Here is a 21871-nt window from a genome sequence, read left to right on the forward strand (position 1 = left end):
AGATATGACCAGTTTTCGCAAGGTTGCCGTGGCGGTGGCGATCATAAGCGGTGTCGGATTCCTGGGCGCCGGCCCTGCCAGCGCGCAGGTCATGCACGGCATGCACGGCATGCAGGGCGGCGGGTGCAGGTCCCATGACCTGAACCTCGACGTCCTCGGTGAGGTGGGCATCCTCAACGGCCTGGGCGGCAACCTGCTCAACGGCGAGGGCAGCCCGGGTGCGCAGGGCACGGACATCGGCTCCGACTGCGACCGCGGCTGGTAGCCACCTCACTCCCTCCGACGACCGCCACAGACGCCCGGCCGGGAACCTCCCCGGCCGGGCGTCCCGCATGGTCGGGCCCGCACCCGTCCGGGCCCGGCACGGTTGGTGCGGACGGGGGGTCAGGTGGCCGCGAGCCGAGGCGAGCCGCGGAAGACCTGGGCGGTGTGCCAGGCCCGGTGCGTCTCGGCGACGGGCCGGATGCCGGGCTGAGGGCCGATCAGCTGCCGTCCGGCGAGTGCGGTGACGTGCTCGCGGGCGGCGGGGCTGCGGCCGACGAAACGCTGCGAGACCAGGACGCGGTGCCCCTCGCCCATCCCGAGGACACCCATGTCGAACAGCTTGTGGTGCAGCGAGCACAGGCAGAGCCCGTTGTCGACGTCGTCCGGGCCGCCGTACGCCCACCAGCGCACATGCGCCGCCTCCAGCCCGACGGGCACGGCACCGATCATGCCGTCGTAGCCGCAGAAGGCGCACTGGTACTCGTACGCGGTCAGCACCATCTCCCGCATCCGGCGGTCACGTCGGCGCTGCTCGGGGGCCGTCAGCGCCTCCGTCTCCGCCAGCTCCAGCTCCAGTCCCACCGCCTCGCACAGGTCCTGGTGCAGCGACGGCGGGAAATGCAGGTCCAGCAGCACCCGCGCCATCCGGCCCAGCAGGGACGGCTCCCGCCGCAGGGCCGCCCGCAGGTCCGGCGCCAGTCGCCCGACGGCGCCACCGGACCGCAGTTCCCGTACGCCCGTGCCGGGACTGCCGGGGCCGCGCTCGGTGCGGACCTCCCACACCTCGTCGCTGACCAGATGGTGGAAGGGATAGGCGGGCGAGGTCCCGCGCGCCGGACCGTACTCCGCCAGCAGCCGCTTCAGGTCCCCCTCCACCGCGGTGTAGCGCAACTCGCCCTCGGCATCGGACTGGAAGCGGGCCAGCGCGTACAGCAGCAGCAACGGCTTGTGCGGTGCCCGCACCCCGTGCCGGCTCCACTGCCTCAGCTTCGCGGCCCGCTCCAGCCAGTCCATGACGGCGATCGTAGTGATGCGCCGCCGCGCCTCACGCCGTGCGGTCCGCGCCCCCTCCCGCGCTTCCCGCCGGGGCGACGGGTTCTCCCGCGGACCTGCCGGCCCGCCACTCCAGCGCCTGCGGTTCCTCGGTGAACTCGATCAGATGCTGTCCGGCGAACCGCTGCAGTGCGTCCCGCACCTCCATCGGGGTCGCGTAGAAGAACTCCTTGCGGCTGTTGACCTGGTTGACCCGGCGCGCGGCGAACTGCCGGTGCAGTTCGGTCTCCAGGCCGACCGCGTCCTTGCTGAAGATCAGCGCGTGGACGTCGAACCGGAACGGAACCGCCGCACCGCTCAACTCGTAGATCCGCTCCAGCGGTTCGAGCCGACGGGTCATGCCGATCTTCACCATGCGATCGCCGAAGGCGCCGATGTTCGAGATGACGTACACGTACCCGGCGCGGATGTTCGCCGCGCGGGACTCGACGTCCTGCAAGGCGTTCTCGATCTCCGCCAGCTTGGCCCGCATCTCCGCCACGGCCGCCTCGTCACCGCGCTCGCGCAGACGGTCGAGCGCCACCTGGTAGTGGCCGAGTTCCTTGTTCAGCTTCTCCCGCTGACGGTCGAGTTCCCGCTGGACCGCGGCCTCCTCGCGCTCCCGGGCGCGCGCCTCACGCTGGGCCTCCTTCTCCTCCTCCTTCTTCTGCAGGTAGTCGGCCGTGAGTTCCAACTCCCGCACCCGCGCGTTGTGGTACTCGTCCGCGATCCGGATGTGCATGGTCGCGCCGAGCCGGGCGATCGTCTCGCGGCTCTTGTAGAGCCGGTCGACGAGGGAACTCAGCCGGTGCGGCCGCATGGACCGCACGGCGTAGTCGGCCTCGGCGTTGTAGGCGCGCAGCATGAGCTTGGAGAAGTCCCGGACCATCTTCTGGCCCTCGCGCTTGGAGCCGTTGACCGTCCAGTCGGTGGCGGCGAGAACGGCCCGGCCCGCGCGGGCGAGCGTCTTGATCTCGTTCTGGAGTGAGTCGAGCCGGCTGCGATACGCGATCGCGTCGTGCAGCGCGTGCCGGTACGCGTAGACCCCGGCCTCCTGGAGCATCGCGAGTTCGTCGGTCGCGACGATCCGGGCCTGCAGCTCGGCCAGCCGCCGCTCGGCGTCGGACGCCTCCCGACGGTGGCGGTCGGCCTCCTTGCGGACCCGCTCGGTCTCCTTCGCCGTCCGGCGCGCGTCGCCGAGAATCTCCTTCGCCGTCTCACGCGCGTCCTTGAGGATTCCCTCGGCCTCCTCGGCGGCCTCGGCGGCCGCTCTGTCCCGCAGCGCGGCTGCCTCCGCCTCGACCCGCCGGACGAGACCCGCGACCTGCGCGGCGTCCAGCCCCTGTGTCCGTGCGATCCAGGCGCGCAGCTCTTCGGCCTCGGAGACCGCACCCGCCCGCCGCCGCCCGAACAGCCCGCCCTTGCGCGGAGTCGGCACCGCCGCCGTACTCCCGGCAACGGTGACGTCGGGAGCGGGAGCGGGAGCGGGTGGGTGTGCGCCGGTGGCCGTGGCGACGCCGGACGCACCTGCGGCCGCGGCCGCGGCCGCGTCGGAGACCGCAGCCGCGTCGGACGCACCGGAGGCCGCGGCTGCCTCCGGAACCCACAGCTGCCATCCCGCGGGCATCGCGGGCCATGACGGATCGGGCCGCCAATCCGGCGGCGGCATCCACCCGGCGGGCGGCACCGGCCAGCCCGGCGGCGCATTGAATCGGTAAGCACTCATGTCCCAGCCCCCCTCGTTCCCGAGGCGTCCCAGCGCCCCGGGCCGCCGGACAAGTCCGGCAATAAACGGAGAGCAACATTCTGTGCTCGTTCCCGCACGCGCAAGCGGCATGTGCCACCTCGTGACCCTCTTGTGACCCTGGGTGAACGGTTGTTGTGGGTGACGCACGGCCCGCCGCACCCGAAGGCTGTGCGGAACCACCAACTACTCCCCACCACAAACGTGTTGGAATTCCCTCATGGCCACTCCCGCTGACGGAACCACCCACCTGAGTCCGGACGGGCCCGAGCGCCGCCTGCGCGCCGAGATCGAGCGGCTGAGGGACGAGGCGACGCGGCAGCGGGCACTCGCCCACCGCCGGTCCGAGTTCTGGACCAAGATGGACATCGCCCTCGGCTTCCCCGCGGCCCTGCTCGCCGGCACGGCGGGCACGGCGGGACTGGCCTCGGCGGACGCCCGCGTACCGGCGGCCCTCGCCGCCCTGGCCTCCGCCGGATTCGCGGCGGGAGCGGGCTTCCTGCGCAGCGACACCAGGCGCCGCGCCAACAAACGCGCCCGGCATGCCTGGGCCTCGGTCGAGGCCCGAGCCACCGTGGCCCTGACCCAGGAGCACGTGACCCCGGAGATCCTCGGCGACCTGCTGGAATGCCGCCAGACCGCACTGGCGGCCTACGACGGTGACGAACCCCGGCCCGGACCGTCCTGACCCGCACGGGACACGACGGTCCCGGGCTCCGCTACAGTCCCGCCGTGGACATGCCCAGGTGGTCGCTCTGGATCGTTCTCGGCCTCGTCGTTCTGCAGATCCTCGGTCTGCTTCCCGTCATCCACCGACTGCGCGGACCCGACGCGTCGGCACGTGCCCGCGCGCGCCTCGACCTGCTGGAGACCGTCGCCTCCCTGCTGCTCTTCGGCGGCATGCTGCTGGCCGGCGCGGTGGCGGAATCCTGGTTCTGGCTCGCCCTGGCCGGTTTCGTCCTCCTGACGGTCCTCTACGCCGCACAGGGCGTCCACCGGCTCCGCGCCCGCCGGTCTCCCTCGGCCGGACCCGGTGTCAGTGGCGATCGCTAGCGTGACCGCGTGACTCCTGCCGACGATCTCCGTTTCCCCGAGGCCCTCGCCGCCGCGCTGTCCCTTCCGTTCGAGTACGACGACGGGGACGGCGTGGACTTCGAGCCCTTCCCGGCCTTCCTGTCCGCCGAGGAGACCACCGACTGGTTCCGCTCCTGGACGGGCAACGCGGAGCTGACCGGCGACAGCTTCCGTGTGTTCGGCCAGGACGGCACCGGCGGATACGCGGCGTTCTGGCTCGTACGACCGGACCGCCCGCTCGTCGACCAGCCCGTCGTCTTCCTCGGTTCCGAGGGCGAGACCGGCGTCGTCGCCCGCGACCTGGGCGCCTTCCTGTGGCTGCTGGCCGGGGGCTACGGTCCCTGGGAAGCGGCCACGTCATACGAACCCGACTGGACTCCGCGCCGAAACCAGCAACTGACGACCATCGCCGAACACTTCGCCGCCGCCCACCGCCAACCGGCGTCCACGGTCGTCGAGCAGGCGACCGGAGAGTTCCCGCACTTCGACGACACCATCATGGAACTCTGCCGCTGACGGCACGACGGCAGACGGGATCGAACCGGCGTCCTCTACACCTCCGCCACCGGCATGCCACGCGGCGCCGACGCCGGCCCGATACACCTTCCGCCAGGCGCTCCATGGGTTCCGACCGTGATCCAGACCGGCGCCGTGGCGGGTGACGAGGACTTCGGCGTCGATCCTCAGCGGCCGGAAGCCGCAGCACGTTGGAAACTCGACCAGGTCGAAGAACCCGTGATGGCCGACATCCTCAACGGCATACACGTAGACCTCGTACGACGCCTTCGCAGGCAGGCCCTCGAACCAGCAGGGAAGGCTGCAACTCAGCGGCTGCTTTGGGTGGTTGTGATGCTGCGGGACTGTGCCGCGGCTCGTCGTCGAGCATCGGCTGCTTGGTCGGCGGAGTCGGCGGAGTCGGCGCACAGGAGGATCTCTCGGGTCCACAGGATCGAGAGCCTGATGTCGCCGTTGAGCAGGTTGGTGGCAACGTCGACTTCCGTGCCGTTGCCGGTGACGTCGTACACGTCGAGGTCCGGATTGCTGCTGTAGGCACCCATGCAGGCGAGCATGCCTGAGCCCGGTTCCAGGGCGAGGCGCTGGGCCGTCGAGTAGCAAGTGAACCTAGATCCTTCGCCCGGTGCCGTGGTCATGGGCGGGATCTTCGGTGCGCAAAAACGCCAGCGGTAGCCACGCAGGAAGCGGTGGTCACTCGGCTAGACACGATGCCCACAACAGATCAGCCACCGACTCACGTGAGTCGGTGGCTGATCTACTGTTTCGGCTGTCGGGGTGGCGGGATTTGAACCCACGACCTCTTCGTCCCGAACGAAGCGCGCTGCCAAGCTGCGCTACACCCCGGTGTCGCTGCGTCCTGCTCGCTGCGGCGACGTCGTTTACTCTAGCCCACCGGTGGCGTGAGACGAAATCCGGTTTATGGGCGGCGGCCGACGGGGTTCGGGCGGGCGTGGTCGAGGGCGACCAGGAGGACCGCGAGGCCGTAGATGGCGAGGCCCAGCAGGAGTGCGTTGGCGAGGGCGCCGCGGTAGCCGTGCTGCTCGGCGTCGAGGAAGGAATAGAGGTAGCGGCCCGGTGTACCGGGCAGCGACAGCTCCGCTCGGGTCAGGAAGAACGCCAGGTAGGCCAGGGGATAGAGCATCCAGGCCGCGGTCTGGCGCAGGTGCAGGCGGCCGGGCGGCGTGAGGATCAGCCAGTCCACGAGGGCCATCAGCGGGGCCGCCGTGTAGAGGAGCTGCAGGGCCAGCCACTGGCCGTGCCAGGCCACCGGCGGGTGGGCCGAGCCCGTCATGGAGAACGGCGGCGTGGTGTGGCCCAGCAGCAGGTGGTAGACCAGGCCCGAGATCACGATGTAGAGCAGTGCCGCGCCCGTCAGGGCCGAGGACAGCGGGCGGGACGCCTGCCAGGCGCGGCGGGCCGAGGCCAGGCCGGTCAGGGCGAGGATCACCGCCGCCTGGACGCCGAAGTAGCTCATGATCCGGTCCGAGCTGCCCAGCAGCAGCTCAAGGGCCACGCCCGCCGCCGCCACCGCCGCCGTCACGAGGCGGAACACCGCGGTCGCGGGGCGCCGGATGGGGGCCACCACCGCCGTCGCCGGGACGTAGCCGGGCAGCAGCACGGGCGTGCCCGGGACCGCGGGGAGGTCCGGGATGTCCCGGGGTATGGGAGCCGTCATGCCCTCAAATTAGGAACAAGGGGGCATGACCGGCACGTTGTCCTACGCCGAGTGGGTTACGCCGGGGCCTGGTCCCGGGGCACGAGCGTCAGCAGGGTCGCCTCCGGCGGGCACGCGAAGCGGACCGGCGTGTAGCGGTTGGTGCCGCAGCCCGCCGAGACGTGCAGGTAGGACGTACGGCCCTCCGCCGTGTGCCGGGAGAGGCCCTTGACGCGGTCCGCGTCCAGGTCGCAGTTGGTGACCAGGGCGCCGTAGAAGGGGACGCAGAGCTGCCCGCCGTGGGTGTGGCCGGCCAGGACCAGCGGGTAGCCGTCGGCCGTGAAGGCGTCCAGGACCCGCAGGTACGGCGCGTGGACCACGCCCATCGAGAAGTCCGCCGTACTGGAGGGGCCGCCCGCCACCTGCACGTACCGGTCCCGCTTGATGTGCGGGTCGTCCAGTCCGGTCAGCTCCACCGAGACGCCGTCGATCTTGAGGACACCGCGGGTGTTGGTCAGGTTCAGCCAGCCCGCGCCGTCGAACGCGTCCCGCAGGTCCTCCCACGGCAGGTGGATCGCGCCGACCACCGGCGGATTGCCGTTCAGGCCGTGCTTGCCGTTGACCTTCTCCAGCAGGTAGCGGGCGGGGTTGCGCGGCTTGGGGCCGTAGTAGTCGTTGGAGCCGAAGACGTAGGCGCCGGGGAAGTCCATCAGCGGGCCGAGCGCGTCCAGGACCTCGGGGATGCCCTCCGGGTCGGACAGGTTGTCGCCCGTGTTGAGCACGAAGTCCGGGCGCAGGCCCGCCAGCGACTGGAGCCAGCGCTGCTTCTTGCGCTGTCCGCTCACCATGTGGATGTCGGAGACCTGGAGCACGCGCAGCGGACGCATCCCCGGCGGGAGGACCGGGACCGTCACCCGGCGCAGGCGGAAGGATCGGACCTCGAAGCCGGCCGCGTACAACACACCGGCGGCGCCGAACGCCGCGATTCCCAGGGGTACTCCGTATCGAGCGCGCATACGACCATCGTGTCAGACGCGCGGGGGGACTCATGACCGGCCACCGGCCCCGTCCGCGGCCGGAGCCGGAGCCGGTGCCGGTGCCGGTGCCGGGAAAACGGCGGGCGGTCCGCGTGAGGCACCTGCGACAATCGGAACCATGACCACCACGCTCAAGTCGAAACTGCACGACGACCTCAACTCCGCGATCAAGGCACGCGACGAGCTTCGCTCCTCGACGCTCCGGCTGACCCTCGCCGCGATCACCAAGGAGGAGGTCGCGGGCAAGGAGAAGCGCGAGCTCTCCGACGACGAGGTGCTCAAGGTGATCGCCAAGGAGGCGAAGAAGCGCCGGGAGGCGGCCGAGGCCTTCGCGCAGGGCGGCCGTGCCGAGAGCGCCGAGCGGGAGAAGGCCGAGGGCGTGATCCTCGACGAGTACCTGCCCAAGCAGCTCAGCGACGAGGAGCTGGCGGGGATCGTCGCCGCGGCCGTCGAGGAGGCCAAGGCGGCGGGTGCCGAGGGGCCGCGGGCCATGGGGGCCGTGATGAAGATCGTGAACCCGAAGGTGGCCGGGCTGGCCGAGGGCGGCCGCGTCGCCGCCGCGGTGAAGCAGCGCCTCCAGGGCTGACACCCGAGGCCACTGGGGATCACCTTCCGGGCGGTACGACGGCGGGGCCGCACCTCTTTCGCAGAGGTGCGGCCCCGCCGTCGTACCCGTCGATGGACCGGAGCCGGCCGGATGCCGGCGGCCCGGTCAGTGCCTGCGGCCGCCGTTCCCGTTCCCGCCGCCGTTCCCGTTGCCCTGGATGAAGCCGTCGGGGAAGGAGAAGCCCGGGTTCGGAGTGGAGTTGCCGCCGTTGTTCCCGCCGTTGTTGCCACCGCCGTCGCCCGCGCCGCCGACGAGGCCGCCGATCAGGCCGCCCGTGTCGTTGCCGCGGCCGTGACCGTTGCCGTTCCCGTTGCCCTTGTCGCGGTCGGGCTCGTCCGGGATGTCGACGAGGTTGAAGGACTCCGACTGCTTGCCCTCCAGGGCGCCGGTCATGGCGTCCTTCCAGATCGGGCCGGGCGTGTCGGCGCCGAAGACCTCGGAGTGGTAGACACCGCCGATGGTGATGTTGGTCATCTCGATGTTCTGCTTCGCGCTGCCGACCCAGACCGCGCCCGCGAGGTTGGGCGTGTAGCCGACGAACCAGGCGTTCTTGCGCTGGTCCGTCGTACCCGTCTTGCCCGCGCTCTCGCGGTCGTCGAGGCCGGCCTCCTGACCGGTACCGGAGTCGACCACACCGCGCAGCAGGGTGTTGATCGTGTCGGCGGTCCGCTCGCTCATCGCACGCGAGCAGGTCGACTTCGGCACGGGCAGGGACTTCTGCTCGTTGCCGGCCTTCTGGGTGATCGACTCGATGGCGACCGGCGTGCAGTACATGCCGCGGTCGGCGAAGGTGGCGTACGCGCTCGCCATGGTCAGCGGCGAGAGACCGATCGCGCCGAGGGCGATGGCCGGGGTCTGCGGGAGCTTCGAGCCGTCGCCCTGGTGGACGTGGAGCGCGTCGGTCATCTTGACCACCGGGCACAGGCCGATGTCGGAGATCAGCTGGACGAAGTAGGTGTTGATGGACTTCGCCATCGCCTTCTTCATCTGGTACGGCCCGACCTCGGACTCGTTCTCGTTCTCGACCTGCTCGTTGGTCGTGTTGACCCACTGCTTGCCGTCGCACTGCTGGACGGGGCTCGGGTAGGCCATCTTGTACGGCGCCGAGTACTCCTGCGCCGCCGGCTTGCCGCCCTCGATGGCGGCCGCGGCCACGAACGGCTTGAACGTCGAACCCGTCGGGAAGCCGAAGTTGGACCCGCCGTAATCCCGGTCGACCGAGAAGTTGTACTCGGTCTCGTTCTTGTTGTAGCCGTACGGCTTCGACTGGCCCATCGCCAGGATCTTGCCGGAACCGGGCTCCACCAGGGTGGCGGCCGCGGCGACCGAGTCCGCCTTGTAGACGTGGTCCTTGACCGAGGCCTGCACCGAGTCCTGGGCCTGCGGGTCCAGGGTGGTGCGGATGGTCAGGCCGCCCTGGTTCCAGAGCTTGGCCCGCGCCTCGCGGGTCTTGCCGAACGTCGGGTCGGTGAGGAAGACGTTCTCGACGTACTTGCAGAAGAACCCGGCGCCCTTGGTGGCGGTGATGCAGCCGTTCTTGGGCTGGGTGACGTGCAGGCCGAGCGGGGCTTCCTTGGCCTTGTCGGCCTCCGCCTGCGAGATGTCACCGAGTTGGGCCATGCGTTCCAGGACGATGTTGCGCCGCTTGGTGGCCTCGGCCTCGTCGTTGACCGGGTCGTAGCGGCTGGGCGACTGCACGATGCCCGCCAGCAGCGCCGACTGCTGGAGGTTGAGGTCCTTGGCGTGCTGCGAGAAGTAGCGCTGGGAGGCGGCCTCGATGCCGTAGGCCTGCTCGCCGAAGAAGGTGATGTTCAGGTAGTTCTCGAGGATCTTCTTCTTGCCGAGCTTCTCCTCCAGCTGGATCGCGTACTTCAGCTCCTTGACCTTGCGGCCCAGGGTCTGCTGGGTGGCCTCGGCGACCTTGGTGGGGTCGTCGCCGGCCTCCTCGATGAAGTAGTTCTTCACCAGCTGCTGGGTGAGCGTGGAGGCGCCTTGGGCGACCCCGCCGCTCACCGCGTTCTTGTTCAGCGCGCGCAGGACGCCCTTCAGGTCGATGGCGCCGTGCTGGTAGTAGCGCGAGTCCTCGATCGCGACGATCGCCTTCTGCATGTACGGCGAGATGTCCTTGAGCTCCACCACCGTGCGGTCACGGGAGTAGACCTGGGCGATCTGGTTGCCCTTGCTGTCGAGGATCCTGGTCCGCTGGCTCAGCTGCGGGCTCTTCAGGTTGGCCGGGATGTCGTCGAAGCCCTGGACCGAGCCCTTGGCCGCGAGGCCCAGGGCTCCGGCGGCCGGCAGTGCGATGCCCGCCATCACGGCTCCCGCGAGCACACTGACACCGAGGAACTTGGCGGCCTGCTGCGTGGTCGACAGACCACCGCCCGAGCGCTTCTTTGGCATGGGGGCAGCCTAATCCGTAGGGATGAGCATTCCGCGTGAGCGGGCGGCTCTCGGGATGTTCGGGTGCCGGATCGTGACATAGAGGACGACACCGCCGGCACGGCCCGACGGCACGGCGGCATGAACGGTCTACCTTGTCATTCGCCGGACACGCGCGCAGGCCTTGGCCTAAGCTGCTCTCAACTGTCACAGCAGTGCGGCCACGTATCAATACGTCCGGCGACCCCGAATCGTTCCGGACCCGCCCACATTTCTTCGGGTGATGTGTTGATGGTGTGTCCGAATCCGCCTCGTGTGTCATCCGGCGTCCGTTGTGACGCGCCACGGCTGTCCCGCTTTGCCGGGATGATCACGCATGTCGCCAGCTCACTCCCGCGGGTGATCTGCCGCTTACCCATAGTCCGTTCGGGCCATTCAAGATTGGGCCCGAAGGGGGTGTTGCGCTGTGCCCACCTTCCGTAACGTCCTCAACTGGCGGCGGTGAATATGCCGCTGCCGCCGTGGGGGAGCCTCGATTCGGGAGAGGACGGCGCCGGTATGGGCTGGGTAACCGACTGGAGTGCGCAGGCCGCCTGCCGCACTACCGATCCGGATGAACTGTTCGTTCAGGGAGCAGCGCAGAACAGGGCCAAGGCGGTGTGCACCGGGTGTCCGGTACGCACGGAATGCCTGGCCGACGCGCTGGACAATCGCGTCGAGTTCGGCGTGTGGGGAGGAATGACCGAGCGGGAGCGCCGCGCACTGCTGCGCAGGCGACCCACCGTGACCTCCTGGCGCAGGCTCCTGGAGACAGCGCGTTCGGAGTACGAGCGGGGGACCGGCATCGTCCCCCTCGACAACGACGAGGTGTACGAGAACTACGCGGCGGTGAGCTGAGCCACCCGCCGCACCACCGACTGGACGGCCTGTCCGCAGCGCTGGCTGGACGGCCTGTCGGGTGACCGGCTGACCGAACCGTCGGACCTGCCGGAGGCATACGCCTCCGGATGACTCCACGGGCGCGTTACCGGGACGCCACGGGCAGCCTGCGGGTGTACGGCCGACCACCGGTGCACAGCCACGGCGACTCGGCTGTGGCTGCGCGGCTACGGCAGCTCCGAGCGTCCGGCCGCGAGCCGGTCGCCGATGTCCCGCAGTCCCGCGAGGTCGTGCACGTCGCCGGGCAGCGCGGCCACCTCCACCACGGCCACCTCGGGGTGGCGCGCGGTGAAGCGGTCACGTGTGCGCTGCTCGCGGGAGAGCAGCTGCATGCGCTCGGCGTGCAGCCTCAGCAGGCCTGCGGTGAGCTGGTCCACGGTGCGGCCCGGATCGCCGTCCGCGTGGGGTGCCGGGTGGGTCCTGGGCGCCGTCGTCCCGTCGAGTCCGGACGAGGGGGATTCGTCGGACTCGGACGCGGATGATTCAGAACTGCCGTACGTGTCGGGAGAGTTACGAAGTCCAGCTTTCCCGCCCCCCTGATCGACAATGCCGGACTCCTCAAGATTTTCCGCACCCTCGGGGTGCTCCGCGCCCTCGATGTTCTCCGCGGCGGAGAGCGCGCGCTCCGCGGACAGCCGGTCGGCGCCGCTGCCGTGGACACGGTTGAGGACCAGACCGACCAAGGGCATGTCCTCCGCGGCCAGCCGCTCCACGAAGTAGGCGGCCTCGCGGAGCGCGTCCCGCTCCGGAGCCGCCACCACCAGGAACGCGGTACCGGGCGCCTGGAGCAGCTTGTACGTCGCGTCCGCGCGCGTACGGAACCCGCCGAACGTGGTGTCCATGGCGGCGACGAACGTCTGCACGTCCTTCAGCAGTTGCCCGCCGAGCAGTTTGCCGAGGGTGCCGGTCATCATCGACATGCCGACGTTCAGGAAGGCCATGCCGGCGCGGCCGCCCAGCTTCGCCGGTGCGGTGAGCAGGCGGATCAGCTTGCCGTCCAGGAAGGAGCCGAGCCGCTTCGGCGCGTCCAGGAAGTCCAGCGCGGAGCGGGAGGGCGGGGTGTCGACGACGATCAGGTCCCACTCGTCCCTGGCCCGCAGCTGGCCCAGCTTCTCCATCGCCATGTACTCCTGCGTGCCGGCGAAGCCCGCGGAGAGCGACTGGTAGAAGGGGTTGGCCAGGATGGCGGCCGCCCGCTCGGCGTCCGCGTGCGCCTCGACGACCTCGTCGAAGGTGCGCTTCATGTCGAGCATCATGGCGTGCAGTTCACCGCCGCCCTTGCCCGGACCCCGGCCCGCCTCGTCCCCGTCGTCCGTGGCCGGACCGTCGTCCGCTGTCGGATCGTCGTCCGCTGTCGGATCGCCGTCCGCTGTCGGTTCGTCGTCCGAGGGCTCCGCGCCGTCCGCGGTGTCCACGTGCCGCGCCGGGTCCGGTGCCGCCTCGCCCTGGGACGCCTCGCTCCGGTCCTCCGTGCCCTTCACCTTCCGCGGCACGTTGTCGAGCGAGTCGATGCCCATCGACTGCGCCAGCCGCTTGGCCGGGTCGATGGTCAGGACGACCACCTTGCGGCCGCGCTCCGCGGCCCGCAGCCCCAGCGCCGCCGCGGTCGTCGTCTTCCCGACCCCGCCGGAACCGCAGCACACCACGATCCGGGTGTTCGGGTCGTCGAGCAGCGCGTCGACGTCCAGCGCGGGCGCGTGGGCCAGCCGGCGGCCGCCGTCCTGCGTCGGGTCCGGATCCGGCTCCGCAGTCATGACATCCCCTGTTCCCGCAGCTCGGTGGCGAGTTCGTACAGGCCCGCCAGGTCCATCCCCTCGGCGAGCAGCGGCAGTTCGTGCCGCGGCAGGTCCAGCTCGGCGAGGACCGCGCGCTGCTCGTGCTCCAGCGCGTACCGCTCGGCGTACTCGGTGGCCTGCGCGAGCAGCGGGCCGACCAGCTGCTCGGCCTTCCCGCCGCGCCGCGCCCCGCCCAGCCCCGCGGCGGACAGCGACTGCGCCACGGCGGTGCGCGGCACGCTCCGTACGAGTTCCAGATCGGCCGCGTCCAACACCTGCGGCCGCACCATGTTCACGATGACCCGGCCCACCGGGAGACGCGCGGCCCGCAGCTCGGCGATGCCGTCCGCGGTCTCCTGGACCGGCATCTCCTCCAGGAGCGTGACCAGGTGCACGGCCGTCTCCTTGGACTTCAGGACCCGCATCACGGCCTGCGCCTGATTGTGTATCGGGCCGATCTTGGCGAGGCCGGCCACCTCGTCGTTCACATTCAGGAAGCGGGTGATGCGGCCGGTGGGCGGGGCGTCCATGACGACGTAGTCGTAGATGAACCGCCCGGCCTTGTCCTTCCTGCGCACCGCCTCGCACGCCTTGCCGGTCAGCAGGACGTCCCGCAGACCGGGCGCGATGGTGGTGGCGAAGTCGATCGCGCCGATCTTCTTCAGGGCCCGGCCCGCCCCGCCGAGCTTGTAGAACATCTGGAGATAGTCCAGAAGGGCCAGTTCGGGATCGATGGCCAGCGCATGGACCTCACCTCCCCCCGGCGCCACCGCGATCTTCCGCTCCTCGTACGGCAACGCCTCCGTCTCGAAGAGCTGGGCGATGCCCTGCCGACCCTCGACCTCCACGAGAAGCGTCCGCTTCCCCTCGGTCGCGAGGGCCAGCGCGAGTGCGGCGGCGACCGTCGTCTTTCCGGTCCCGCCCTTGCCGCTGACGACCTGGAGCCTGCTCACATCTTCGAGACTAACCATTCGTCCGCAGACTCACGCGGGAGGCTGTGGACAACCGTGCGTACGGGGGGCCGCCGACGCGGGCCGGGGCCGGTCCTCACCTGCCCCGCGGCCGACCACGTGTCCCGCCCGTCACAGCGGATAAAGTCGCCCCCATGACCAAGTGGGAATACGCAACCGTGCCGCTGCTCGTCCATGCCACGAAGCAGATTCTGGACACCTGGGGCGAGGACGGCTGGGAGCTCGTCCAGGTCGTGCCCGGGCCCAACCCCGAGCAGCTCGTCGCCTACCTGAAGCGGGAGAAGTCCTGATGAGCGCCGTCGAGGACAAGCTGGCCGCACTCGGCCTCGCGCTTCCCGCGGTCGTCCCGCCGCTCGCCGCCTACCAGCCCGCGGTCCAGTCGGGCGTGTACGTCTACACCTCCGGCCAGCTGCCGATGGTGGACGGCAAGCTCCCCGTCACCGGCAAGGTGGGCGCCGAGGTCACCGCGGAGGAGGCCAAGGAACTGGCCCGCACCTGCGCGCTGAACGCCCTGGCCGCCGTGAAGTCCGTCGCCGGTGACCTCGACCGCGTCGCGCGGGTCGTCAAGGTCGTCGGGTTCGTCGCCTCCGCGGCCGACTTCACCGGCCAGCCCGGCGTGATCAACGGCGCCAGCGAACTGCTCGGCGAGGTCCTCGGCGACAAGGGCGTGCACGCGCGCAGCGCGGTGGGCGTCGCGGTGCTGCCGCTGGACGCACCCGTCGAGGTCGAGGTCCAGGTCGAACTGGTGCCGTGACCGTCCCGGCCGGCGCGGTGTCCGCGCCGGCCGGCGGCACCTCCGGGTGCTCCGGAGCCCCTCTCGAACATTCGCTCCCCAGGGGATAGCCTCCGGTAATGGCCGATGGACAGTGGTATCCCCCGGAGTGGCCGGACCGCATCCGCGCACACGCGGAGGGCACCCTCGTGCCGGTGACCCCGAAGCGCGCGGCGACCGTCCTGCTGCTGAAGGACACCCCCGGCGGTCCCGTCGTCCACATGCTGCGCAGACGCGCCTCCATGGCCTTCGCCGGAGGCGCGTACGCGTATCCCGGCGGCGGCGTCGACCCGCGCGACGACGACCGGCGGATCGGCTGGGCGGGCCCCACGCGCGCGTGGTGGGCGCAGCGGCTCGGCGTGGACGAGGCGGGCGCCCAGGCGATCGTCTGCGCCGCCGTGCGCGAGACGTACGAGGAGGCCGGCGTCCTGCTCGCGGGCCCGGCCGCCGACGCCGTGGTCGGGGACACCACCGGGGACGACTGGGAGGCCGACCGCGCCGCCCTGGTCGCCCGTGACCTGTCCTTCGCGCAGTTCCTGGACCGGCGGGGCCTGGTCCTGCGCTCGGACCTGCTGGGCGCCTGGACCCGCTGGATCACCCCGGAGTTCGAGACCCGCCGCTACGACACCTGGTTCTTCGTCGCCGCCCTCCCGCAGGGGCAGCGCACCCGGAACGCCTCCACGGAGGCCGACCGCACGGTGTGGATCCGTCCGGCGGAGGCGGCCGCCGGGTACGACACGGGCGAGCTGCTGATGATGCCGCCCACCATCGCCACCCTGCGCCAGCTGCTGCCGTACGGCACCGCCGCCGAGACGCTCGCGGCGGCGCCCGCGCGGGACATGACGCCGGTGCTGGCCGGCGCCCGCCTGGAGGACGGCGAGATCGTCCTGAGCTGGCCGGGCCACGGCGAGTTCACCAAGCGCATACCGATCGACCTCACGAGCGGGGGAGCCTGAGCATGACGAACGCAGCAGCCCTGCCCGGTCAGCCGCGCGGCGGGGTCCTGTCGGGTCCCGCCACCGCGCGGGCCGTCAACGTGCTGGCACCCAACGCCTCCGTGATGACCCTGGACGGCACCAACACCTGGATCGTCGCCGAGCCGGACTCGGACCTGGCCGTCGTGATCGACCCGGGTCCGCTGGACGACGCTCACCTGGAGAACGTCGTCGACACGGCCGAGAAGGCCGGCAGACGCATCGCCCTCACCCTGCTGACCCACGGTCACCCCGACCACGCCGAGGGCGCCGGCCGTTTCGCCGAGCTGACCGGCACGCGCGTGCGTGCACTCGATCCGGCGCTGCGCCTCGGCGACGAGGGACTGGCGGCCGGCGACGTGATCACGACCGGCGGTCTGGAGCTCCGGGTGGTGCCCACCCCGGGCCACACCGCGGACTCCCTCAGCTTCCATCTCCCGGCCGACCGCGCGATCCTGACCGGCGACACCGTCCTGGGGCGCGGTACGACGGTGGTGGCCCATCCGGACGGCAGGCTGGGCGACTACCTGGACTCGCTGCGGCGGCTGCGCTCCCTGACGGTCGACGACGGCGTCCACACGGTCCTGCCGGGCCACGGACCCGTCCTGGAGGACGCCCAGGGGGTCGTCGAGTTCTACCTGGCCCACCGCGCCCACCGGCTCGCGCAGGTCGAGACGGCCGTGGAGAACGGCTACCGCAGCCCGGCCGAGGTCGTCGCGCACGTCTACGCGGACGTGGACCGCTCCCTGTGGCCGGCCGCGGAACTCTCGGTACGGGCCCAGCTGGACTACCTGGGCGAACACGGGCTGATCTAGCCCGCAGCCCGCAGCCCGCAGCCCGCAGCCCGCAGCCCGCGCGCTGGGCGTGGGCGTAGGCGTCCGGTCAGTCCCAGCCGTCGGGTCTGGGGGTCTTCACGCCGTGCACGCGCGCGTACTCGTCCGCCAGCCACGGGCCCAGGTCGTCGACGTACGACCGCAGCACCGCGCGGTCGCCGACCGGCTCCTGCCCCAGCTCCGCCGCGCGGCGGAGCTGTCCGCCCCGCTTTGGGTAGTAGCCGGCGAACGCCTCGGCCATCTCTCCCAGATCGCTGGTCCAGCCGTTCCAGCGGGGCATGACGAGGGTGAAGCCGGTCCGTACGAGATGCCGCGACATGAACCGCACCAGGGGCCGCAGGGCCTCCTCGGTGTCGCCCGCGGCGGCGATCCGCCGCCGCCAGCGCGGCAGGAGCCCGGCCAGGTCGCCGTTGGTCTCGCGGGCGAGCAGGGAGTCGGGACGGTAACGGGGCAGGAACTCGGCGAGGTCCTCGCCGAGCAGCGGGGTGCACTGGCAGGCCACGAACCAGCCGACGTCGTACCGCTCCCGCTCGTCGAGCACACGCGCGCGGGAGTAGAGCAGGATCCCGACCCCGTCGATCTGCGGGAACTCCTTGTCGACGGCCTCGCCGAGGGCGCGGGCCGCGTCCCGGTCGCCGCCGGCCGGCTCCGCCCGCAGGACGACCACCAGGTCCAGGTCGCTGCGCCCCACGCGGGCCGTGCCGCGCGGCACGGACCCGTAGAGGTAGGCGCTGTCCAGCCGCGCTCCGAAGACCTCAAGGAGCCGGTCCCGGACCGCGGCGACCACGGGGCGGAAGACGAGCGGCACGCGCGCGTGCGAGCCCTCGCGCTCGATGAAGCCCAGCGGATCGAGTCCTCTGGGCGAGACCGTTTCAGCCATGGGGTGTTGCAGCCGTGGAGCGACCGGGTCCGGGGGCGGCGCCCCCGGATTCGGCGACTACCGCGAACGCTTCGCCAGGCGCTCGACGTCCAGCAGGATCACGGCCCGCGCCTCCAGGCGCAGCCAGCCGCGCTGGGCGAAGTCCGCCAGCGCCTTGTTCACGGTCTCGCGGGACGCGCCGACCAGCTGGGCCAGCTCCTCCTGCGTGAGGTCGTGGACGACGTGGATGCCCTCCTCGGACTGCACGCCGAAGCGGCGCGACAGGTCCAGCAGGGCGCGCGCGACACGGCCCGGGACGTCCGAGAAGACCAGGTCGGACATGGCGTCGTTGGTCTTGCGCAGCCGGCGGGCGACGGCACGCAGCAGGGCGGTGGCCACCTCCGGACGGGCGTTCAGCCAGGGCTGGAGGTCGCCGTGGCCGAGGCCCAGCAGCTTGACCTCGGTCAGCGCGGTGGCGGTCGCCGTGCGCGGGCCCGGGTCGAACAGCGACAGCTCGCCGATGAGTTCGCCGGGGCCGACGACGGCGAGCATGTTCTCGCGGCCGTCGGGGGAAGTGCGGTGGAGCTTGACCTTGCCCTCGGTGACGACATACAGCCGGTCGCCCGGGTCGCCCTCGTGGAAGAGGGAGTCGCCACGCGCGAGGGTCACCTCACTCATGGAGGCACGCAGCTCCGCGGACTGCTCGTCATCGAGCGCCGCGAAGAGCGGGTTGCGCCGCAGAACGTCGTCCACGAGTTCTCTCCTTGTCGACCTGCTCAGGGGATCTTGCTTCCCCTTGGTACCAGGGGACCGTGCTCCCCATTTTGCCGGACGAGTCAAACAGTGTGATCTGTCACAAGGATGCCGCACAGGTGTCCCGAGGTAAGCGGCAGGGGTCCAATCGGGGGCTGATCTTCAGGGTCCGGGGCGGATGTCGGCGCCGGGCTCTAGGCTGGCCGGGTGTCCAAATCGCCGGTGAGAGCACAGGCCAAGGGGGCTGGGCGGGTGGTTGTACGTCGTGATTCCGCTGTGGGCGAACAGGGGTCCGATACTGCCCCGGCTGAGCCAAAAAAGGCGACGAAGGCGGCGAAGGCCGTAAAGAAGGCAACTGTGAAGAAGACGCCCGCGAAGACGACGTCAGCGAAGAAGGCCGTGGCGAAGAAGACGGCGAAGAAGACGGCCTCCGCGGCAAAGGCGGCCGTACCCGCAAAGGCGACCGAATCGGTGGAAAAGGCCGCTCCGGCGAAACGGGCCGCGTCGGCGAAGAAGGCCGCACCGGCCAAGACCGCCGCACCGGCCAAGAGCGCGCCCGCGGAGACCGCAACGGCCAAGTCCGCGGCCGCCAAGACCGCGCCGAAGAAGGCCACGGCCAAGAAGGCCGCGGCCGGTCGGGCGGCCGCCGAGAAGCCGGTGGCCGCGTGGAAGCCCGAGTCGCGCACCGCCCTGGTGCGCCGGGCCCGCAGGATCGACCGCGAACTCGCCGAGGTGTACCCCTACGCCCACCCCGAGCTGGACTTCGAGAACCCCTTCCAGCTCCTGGTCGCCACGGTGCTCTCCGCGCAGACCACCGACCTGAGGGTCAACCAGACCACCCCGACGCTGTTCGCCAAGTACCCGACCCCCGAGGAGTTGGCCGAGGCCAACCCGGAGGAGGTCGAGGAGATCCTGCGGCCGTGCGGCTTCTTCCGGGCCAAGACCAAGTCGGTGATAGGGCTCTCCAAGGGCCTCGTGGAGTCGTTCGGCGGCGAGGTGCCGGGGCGGCTCGAAGACCTCGTCAAGCTGCCGGGCGTCGGCCGCAAGACCGCCTTCGTCGTCCTGGGCAACGCCTTCGGACGCCCCGGCATCACCGTGGACACGCACTTCCAGCGCCTGGTGCGCCGCTGGCGGTGGACCGAGGAGACCGAACCCGACAAGATCGAGGCGGCCGTCGGCGCGCTGTTCCCGAAGAGCGAGTGGACCGACCTCTCGCACCACGTGATCTGGCACGGCCGCCGCATGTGCCACGCCCGCAAGCCCGCTTGTGGCGTCTGCCCCATCGCCCCGCTCTGTCCCGCCTACGGCGAGGGCGAGACCGACCCGGAGAAGGCGAAGAAGCTGCTCAAGTACGAGAAGGGCGGCTTCCCGGGCCAGCGGCTGAAGCCGCCGCAGGCGTACCTGGACGCGGGCGGCAGGCCGGCGCCGCCGCTGGGTGCCGTATCCGGGACGTGACCGGCTGACCTGGGGGATGTGCCCCAAGGGTCTTCTGAGGGGCGGGACACGGAACGATCAAGGAGTCGTCGGGCGTTGGAACAGGCAGGCCGGGGCAGCAGGGCGGGACGGGGAATGCCATGACACAGGGCGGCAAGGCGCACACGGAGGATCCGCACGCGGACGTGGCGCTCAGCAAGGACGGCCTGCCGGAGTGGCTGGACCCGGTGGTGCGGGCCGCCGAGACGGTGCAGCCGCTCCAGCTCAGCCGCTTCCTGCCGCCGGAGGACGGCGCGGGCCGCCAGTCGGCCGTGCTGATCCTGTTCGGCGAGGGCGAGCAGGGCCCGGAGCTGCTGCTGATGGAGCGGGCCGGTTCGCTGCGCTCGCACGCCGGGCAGCCCTCCTTCCCCGGCGGCGCCCTCGACCCCGAGGACGGCGACCCGAAGGCCGACGGGCCGCTGCGGGCCGCTCTCCGCGAGGCCGAGGAGGAGACCGGGCTGGATCCGGCCGGGGTGCAGCTCATCGGCGTGCTGCCCAGGCTGTACATCCCGGTGAGCCAGTTCGTGGTCACCCCGGTGCTGGGCTGGTGGCGCGAGCCGAGCCCGGTCGGGGTGGTGGATCCGAACGAGACGGCGAAGGTGTTCACGGTCCCCGTGGCGGATCTCACGAATCCGGCCAACCGGGCCACCGCCGTGCACCCCAGCGGCCACCGAGGTCCGGCATTCCTGGTCGAATCGACCTTGGTGTGGGGGTTCACGGCCGGGGTGATCGACCGGCTGCTGCACTACGCGGGATGGGAGCGCTCCTGGGACCGCGAGAAGCTGGTCCCGCTCGACTGGCGGTCATGACAGGGTGTCCACCGTGAATGTGCTGGACATCCTGTTGCTGGTCGCCGCCGTGTGGTTCGCGATCGTCGGCTACCGCCAGGGGTTCGTCGTCGGCATCCTGTCGGTGATCGGCTTCCTGGGCGGCGGACTCGTCGCCGTCTACGTCCTGCCGGTGATCTGGGACGCGGTGACCGACAACGCCGAGGTGAGCACGACCGCCGCGGTGGTCGCCGTGGTCGTCGTCATCGTCTGCGCCTCGATCGGACAGGCCCTGACCACGCACCTGGGCAACAAGCTGCGCCGGTACATCACCTGGTCCCCGGCCCGCGCCCTGGACGCCACCGGCGGCGCGCTGGTGAACGTGCTGGCGATGCTGCTGGTCGCCTGGCTGATCGGCTCCGCGCTCGCGGGCACCACGCTGCCGACGCTCGGCAAGGAGGTCCGCAGCTCCAAGGTGCTCCTCGGAGTGTCCAGGGCGTTGCCCAACCAGGCCGACACCTGGTTCGCGGACTTCTCCACGGTCCTCGCGCAGAACGGCTTCCCGCAGGTCTTCAGCCCGTTCGCCAACGAGCCGATCACCAATGTGTCGCCGCCCGATCCGGCCCTCGCGAACAGCGCCGTGGCCACCACCGCCCAGCGGTCCATCGTCAAGGTGACGGGCACCGCGCAGAGCTGCGGCAAGATCCTCGAAGGCACCGGCTTCGTCTTCGCCGACCGCCGTGTCATGACCAACGCGCACGTGGTCGGCGGCGTCGACGAGCCCACCGTCCAGATCGGCGGCGAGGGCCGCAAGTACGACGCCAAGGTCGTCCTGTACGACTGGCAGCGCGACATCGCGGTGCTCGACGTGCCGAACCTGCCGGCGAAGGCGCTGAAGTTCTCCACGCGGGACGCCGAGACCAGTGACAGCGCGATCGTCGCCGGGTTCCCGGAGAACGGGTCGTACGACGTCCGCGCCGCGCGCGTGCGCGGCCGTATCACCGCCAACGGGCCGGACATCTACCACCGCGGCACGGTCCGCCGTGACGTCTACTCGCTGTACGCGACCGTCCGCCAGGGCAACTCCGGCGGCCCGCTGCTCACGCCCGACGGCCGCGTCTACGGGGTCGTCTTCGCGAAGTCACTGGACGACGCCGACACCGGATACGCCCTCACCGCCGACGAGATCCAGGCGGACATCGCCCGGGGCCGTACGGCGAATCAGCAGGTCGGTACCGACAGCTGCGCCCTGTGAGGGATCATGCGCGGGCGTGGCGCAGACGGACCGAGACCCAGCGGGCCCGGCGGCGCAGGATGTGCGGAATCCCCACCCTGAGGTCCGCGCCCGGCAGCTGCGGGGCGGCTCCTCGATGGGAGGTCAGACCGCCGGTCGAACGGCGGTTGCGGGGTGCGTCACTGTAGTCGTGCGTCCAGCCCATACCCCGACG

At 71.1% G+C, this 21871-nt stretch carries 24 protein-coding genes and 1 tRNA gene; 13 read left to right on the top strand and 12 right to left on the bottom strand.

Features of this window, described 5'->3' with window-relative positions; all coding sequences use genetic code 11:
• Positions 1–4: 4 nt before the first annotated feature.
• Positions 5–265, top strand: a complete 261-nt coding sequence (locus ACIQOE_RS26495) for a hypothetical protein (protein ID WP_351317513.1) — start codon at positions 5–7, stop codon at positions 263–265.
• 119 nt (positions 266–384) lie between these two features.
• Here the strand turns inward: ACIQOE_RS26495 and ACIQOE_RS26500 are convergent, their stop codons facing one another.
• Positions 385–1278, bottom strand: a complete 894-nt coding sequence (locus ACIQOE_RS26500; RefSeq protein WP_365560561.1) for a phosphorothioated DNA-binding restriction endonuclease — start codon at positions 1276–1278, stop codon at positions 385–387.
• Between the two features lie 31 nt (positions 1279–1309).
• Positions 1310–3022, bottom strand: a complete 1713-nt coding sequence (locus ACIQOE_RS26505) for a DUF4041 domain-containing protein (protein WP_401414110.1) — start codon at positions 3020–3022, stop codon at positions 1310–1312.
• 238 nt (positions 3023–3260) lie between these two features.
• On the opposite strand from ACIQOE_RS26505, the gene ACIQOE_RS26510 reads away from it, so the two are divergent.
• Genes ACIQOE_RS26510 through ACIQOE_RS26520 form a run of 3 tightly spaced genes read left to right on the top strand, consistent with a single transcriptional unit; the run spans position 3261 to position 4630 of the window.
• Entirely contained in the window at positions 3261–3728 is a 468-nt protein-coding gene (locus ACIQOE_RS26510) for a hypothetical protein (RefSeq protein ID WP_365568872.1), read from the top strand.
• A 50-nt stretch (positions 3729–3778) separates the two neighbouring features.
• Positions 3779–4093, top strand: a complete 315-nt coding sequence (locus tag ACIQOE_RS26515) for a hypothetical protein (protein ID WP_365569553.1) — start codon at positions 3779–3781, stop codon at positions 4091–4093.
• A gap of 9 nt (positions 4094–4102) precedes the next feature.
• Positions 4103–4630, top strand: coding sequence for an SMI1/KNR4 family protein (locus tag ACIQOE_RS26520; RefSeq protein WP_401414112.1), 528 nt, complete (start codon positions 4103–4105; stop codon positions 4628–4630).
• A gap of 308 nt (positions 4631–4938) precedes the next feature.
• Here ACIQOE_RS26520 and ACIQOE_RS26525 read toward each other — a convergent pair whose 3' ends face one another.
• The 4 genes from ACIQOE_RS26525 to ACIQOE_RS26540 all read right to left on the bottom strand — a co-directional run bounded on the left by ACIQOE_RS26525 (position 4939) and on the right by ACIQOE_RS26540 (position 7300).
• A complete protein-coding gene (locus ACIQOE_RS26525; protein WP_401414114.1) occupies positions 4939–5265 on the bottom strand; it encodes a hypothetical protein in 327 nt (108 codons plus the stop codon).
• Positions 5266–5399: 134 nt separating this feature from the next.
• A tRNA-Pro gene (locus tag ACIQOE_RS26530) sits at positions 5400–5473 on the bottom strand.
• 73 nt (positions 5474–5546) lie between these two features.
• Positions 5547–6305 (bottom strand): Pr6Pr family membrane protein, encoded by a 759-nt coding sequence (locus tag ACIQOE_RS26535; RefSeq protein ID WP_401414116.1) that lies wholly within the window; start codon positions 6303–6305, stop codon positions 5547–5549.
• Positions 6306–6361: 56 nt separating this feature from the next.
• Positions 6362–7300 carry a metallophosphoesterase gene (locus tag ACIQOE_RS26540; RefSeq protein ID WP_351317533.1) on the bottom strand — a complete coding sequence of 313 codons (939 nt, stop codon included), beginning with the start codon at positions 7298–7300 and terminating at the stop codon, positions 6362–6364.
• Between the two features lie 139 nt (positions 7301–7439).
• Between ACIQOE_RS26540 and ACIQOE_RS26545 the strand changes: the two genes are divergently transcribed.
• Positions 7440–7907, top strand: coding sequence for a GatB/YqeY domain-containing protein (locus tag ACIQOE_RS26545; RefSeq protein WP_351317536.1), 468 nt, complete (start codon positions 7440–7442; stop codon positions 7905–7907).
• Positions 7908–8033: 126 nt separating this feature from the next.
• Here the strand turns inward: ACIQOE_RS26545 and ACIQOE_RS26550 are convergent, their stop codons facing one another.
• Positions 8034–10328 carry a transglycosylase domain-containing protein gene (locus ACIQOE_RS26550; RefSeq protein WP_363012729.1) on the bottom strand — a complete coding sequence of 765 codons (2295 nt, stop codon included), beginning with the start codon at positions 10326–10328 and terminating at the stop codon, positions 8034–8036.
• A 537-nt stretch (positions 10329–10865) separates the two neighbouring features.
• On the opposite strand from ACIQOE_RS26550, the gene wblA reads away from it, so the two are divergent.
• On the top strand, positions 10866–11204 hold the full coding sequence (gene wblA, locus ACIQOE_RS26555; protein WP_063777071.1) for a transcriptional regulator WblA: 339 nt from the start codon (positions 10866–10868) through the stop codon (positions 11202–11204).
• 209 nt (positions 11205–11413) lie between these two features.
• Here wblA and ACIQOE_RS26560 read toward each other — a convergent pair whose 3' ends face one another.
• Both ACIQOE_RS26560 and ACIQOE_RS26565 read right to left on the bottom strand, forming a co-directional pair.
• The gene (locus ACIQOE_RS26560; RefSeq protein WP_401414118.1) at positions 11414–13000 is read right to left on the bottom strand and encodes an ArsA family ATPase; all 1587 of its coding nucleotides are present in this window, start codon (positions 12998–13000) and stop codon (positions 11414–11416) included.
• The gene (locus ACIQOE_RS26565) at positions 12997–13974 is read right to left on the bottom strand and encodes an ArsA-related P-loop ATPase (protein WP_362643142.1); all 978 of its coding nucleotides are present in this window, start codon (positions 13972–13974) and stop codon (positions 12997–12999) included. The genes ACIQOE_RS26560 and ACIQOE_RS26565 overlap by 4 nt, the downstream gene beginning before the upstream one ends.
• Before the next feature lie 152 nt (positions 13975–14126).
• Here ACIQOE_RS26565 and ACIQOE_RS26570 point away from each other — a divergent pair, with 152 nt between their 5' ends.
• From ACIQOE_RS26570 to ACIQOE_RS26585, 4 genes are all read left to right on the top strand, one after another.
• Positions 14127–14282 carry a DUF4177 domain-containing protein gene (locus tag ACIQOE_RS26570; protein WP_176101022.1) on the top strand — a complete coding sequence of 52 codons (156 nt, stop codon included), beginning with the start codon at positions 14127–14129 and terminating at the stop codon, positions 14280–14282.
• Positions 14282–14746 (top strand): RidA family protein, encoded by a 465-nt coding sequence (locus tag ACIQOE_RS26575; RefSeq protein WP_351317548.1) that lies wholly within the window; start codon positions 14282–14284, stop codon positions 14744–14746. The genes ACIQOE_RS26570 and ACIQOE_RS26575 overlap by 1 nt, the downstream gene beginning before the upstream one ends.
• Before the next feature lie 98 nt (positions 14747–14844).
• Positions 14845–15720 (top strand): NUDIX hydrolase, encoded by an 876-nt coding sequence (locus tag ACIQOE_RS26580; RefSeq protein WP_351317551.1) that lies wholly within the window; start codon positions 14845–14847, stop codon positions 15718–15720.
• A 2-nt stretch (positions 15721–15722) separates the two neighbouring features.
• The gene (locus ACIQOE_RS26585) at positions 15723–16553 is read left to right on the top strand and encodes an MBL fold metallo-hydrolase (protein ID WP_365564337.1); all 831 of its coding nucleotides are present in this window, start codon (positions 15723–15725) and stop codon (positions 16551–16553) included.
• A gap of 67 nt (positions 16554–16620) precedes the next feature.
• On the opposite strand, the gene ACIQOE_RS26590 is transcribed toward ACIQOE_RS26585, so the two are convergent.
• Both ACIQOE_RS26590 and ACIQOE_RS26595 read right to left on the bottom strand, forming a co-directional pair.
• Positions 16621–17451: a nucleotidyltransferase domain-containing protein gene (locus ACIQOE_RS26590; RefSeq protein WP_401414121.1), complete on the bottom strand. Its 831-nt coding sequence runs from the start codon at positions 17449–17451 to the stop codon at positions 16621–16623.
• Positions 17452–17508: 57 nt separating this feature from the next.
• Positions 17509–18183 carry a Crp/Fnr family transcriptional regulator gene (locus tag ACIQOE_RS26595; RefSeq protein WP_018547939.1) on the bottom strand — a complete coding sequence of 225 codons (675 nt, stop codon included), beginning with the start codon at positions 18181–18183 and terminating at the stop codon, positions 17509–17511.
• Between the two features lie 357 nt (positions 18184–18540).
• Between ACIQOE_RS26595 and nth the strand changes: the two genes are divergently transcribed.
• The 3 genes from nth (at position 18541) to ACIQOE_RS26610 (ending at position 21678) form a co-directional block, all read left to right on the top strand.
• Positions 18541–19638 (top strand): endonuclease III, encoded by a 1098-nt coding sequence (gene nth, locus ACIQOE_RS26600; RefSeq protein ID WP_401414123.1) that lies wholly within the window; start codon positions 18541–18543, stop codon positions 19636–19638.
• A 119-nt stretch (positions 19639–19757) separates the two neighbouring features.
• Entirely contained in the window at positions 19758–20465 is a 708-nt protein-coding gene (locus ACIQOE_RS26605; RefSeq protein WP_351317562.1) for a CoA pyrophosphatase, read from the top strand.
• A 13-nt stretch (positions 20466–20478) separates the two neighbouring features.
• The gene (locus tag ACIQOE_RS26610) at positions 20479–21678 is read left to right on the top strand and encodes a MarP family serine protease (RefSeq protein WP_351317876.1); all 1200 of its coding nucleotides are present in this window, start codon (positions 20479–20481) and stop codon (positions 21676–21678) included.
• Between the two features lie 4 nt (positions 21679–21682).
• Here ACIQOE_RS26610 and ACIQOE_RS26615 read toward each other — a convergent pair whose 3' ends face one another.
• Positions 21683–21862: a hypothetical protein gene (locus tag ACIQOE_RS26615; protein WP_351317564.1), complete on the bottom strand. Its 180-nt coding sequence runs from the start codon at positions 21860–21862 to the stop codon at positions 21683–21685.
• Positions 21863–21871: the final 9 nt, after the last annotated feature.

Origin of the sequence: Streptomyces sp. NPDC091282 (assembly GCF_044757385.1) — a bacterium.
GTDB lineage: Bacteria > Actinomycetota > Actinomycetes > Streptomycetales > Streptomycetaceae > Streptomyces > Streptomyces gramineus.

Bases quoted from the DNA above. Each gene is read 5' to 3' on its own strand.
- ACIQOE_RS26495 (WP_351317513.1), top strand. From the start codon at position 5: ATGACCAGTTTTCGCAAGGTTGCCGTGGCGGTGGCGATCATAAGCGGT.
- ACIQOE_RS26500 (WP_365560561.1), bottom strand. From the start codon at position 1,278: ATGGACTGGCTGGAGCGGGCCGCGAAGCTGAGGCAGTGGAGCCGGCAC.
- ACIQOE_RS26505 (WP_401414110.1), bottom strand. From the start codon at position 3,022: ATGAGTGCTTACCGATTCAATGCGCCGCCGGGCTGGCCGGTGCCGCCC.
- ACIQOE_RS26510 (WP_365568872.1), top strand. From the start codon at position 3,261: ATGGCCACTCCCGCTGACGGAACCACCCACCTGAGTCCGGACGGGCCC.
- ACIQOE_RS26515 (WP_365569553.1), top strand. From the start codon at position 3,779: ATGCCCAGGTGGTCGCTCTGGATCGTTCTCGGCCTCGTCGTTCTGCAG.
- ACIQOE_RS26525 (WP_401414114.1), bottom strand. From the start codon at position 5,265: ATGACCACGGCACCGGGCGAAGGATCTAGGTTCACTTGCTACTCGACG.
- ACIQOE_RS26535 (WP_401414116.1), bottom strand. From the start codon at position 6,305: ATGACGGCTCCCATACCCCGGGACATCCCGGACCTCCCCGCGGTCCCG.
- ACIQOE_RS26540 (WP_351317533.1), bottom strand. From the start codon at position 7,300: ATGCGCGCTCGATACGGAGTACCCCTGGGAATCGCGGCGTTCGGCGCC.
- ACIQOE_RS26545 (WP_351317536.1), top strand. From the start codon at position 7,440: ATGACCACCACGCTCAAGTCGAAACTGCACGACGACCTCAACTCCGCG.
- ACIQOE_RS26550 (WP_363012729.1), bottom strand. From the start codon at position 10,328: ATGCCAAAGAAGCGCTCGGGCGGTGGTCTGTCGACCACGCAGCAGGCC.
- wblA (WP_063777071.1), top strand. From the start codon at position 10,866: ATGGGCTGGGTAACCGACTGGAGTGCGCAGGCCGCCTGCCGCACTACC.
- ACIQOE_RS26560 (WP_401414118.1), bottom strand. From the start codon at position 13,000: ATGACTGCGGAGCCGGATCCGGACCCGACGCAGGACGGCGGCCGCCGG.
- ACIQOE_RS26570 (WP_176101022.1), top strand. From the start codon at position 14,127: ATGACCAAGTGGGAATACGCAACCGTGCCGCTGCTCGTCCATGCCACG.
- ACIQOE_RS26575 (WP_351317548.1), top strand. From the start codon at position 14,282: ATGAGCGCCGTCGAGGACAAGCTGGCCGCACTCGGCCTCGCGCTTCCC.
- ACIQOE_RS26580 (WP_351317551.1), top strand. From the start codon at position 14,845: ATGGCCGATGGACAGTGGTATCCCCCGGAGTGGCCGGACCGCATCCGC.
- ACIQOE_RS26585 (WP_365564337.1), top strand. From the start codon at position 15,723: ATGACGAACGCAGCAGCCCTGCCCGGTCAGCCGCGCGGCGGGGTCCTG.
- ACIQOE_RS26590 (WP_401414121.1), bottom strand. From the start codon at position 17,451: ATGGCTGAAACGGTCTCGCCCAGAGGACTCGATCCGCTGGGCTTCATC.
- ACIQOE_RS26605 (WP_351317562.1), top strand. From the start codon at position 19,758: ATGACACAGGGCGGCAAGGCGCACACGGAGGATCCGCACGCGGACGTG.
- ACIQOE_RS26615 (WP_351317564.1), bottom strand. From the start codon at position 21,862: ATGGGCTGGACGCACGACTACAGTGACGCACCCCGCAACCGCCGTTCG.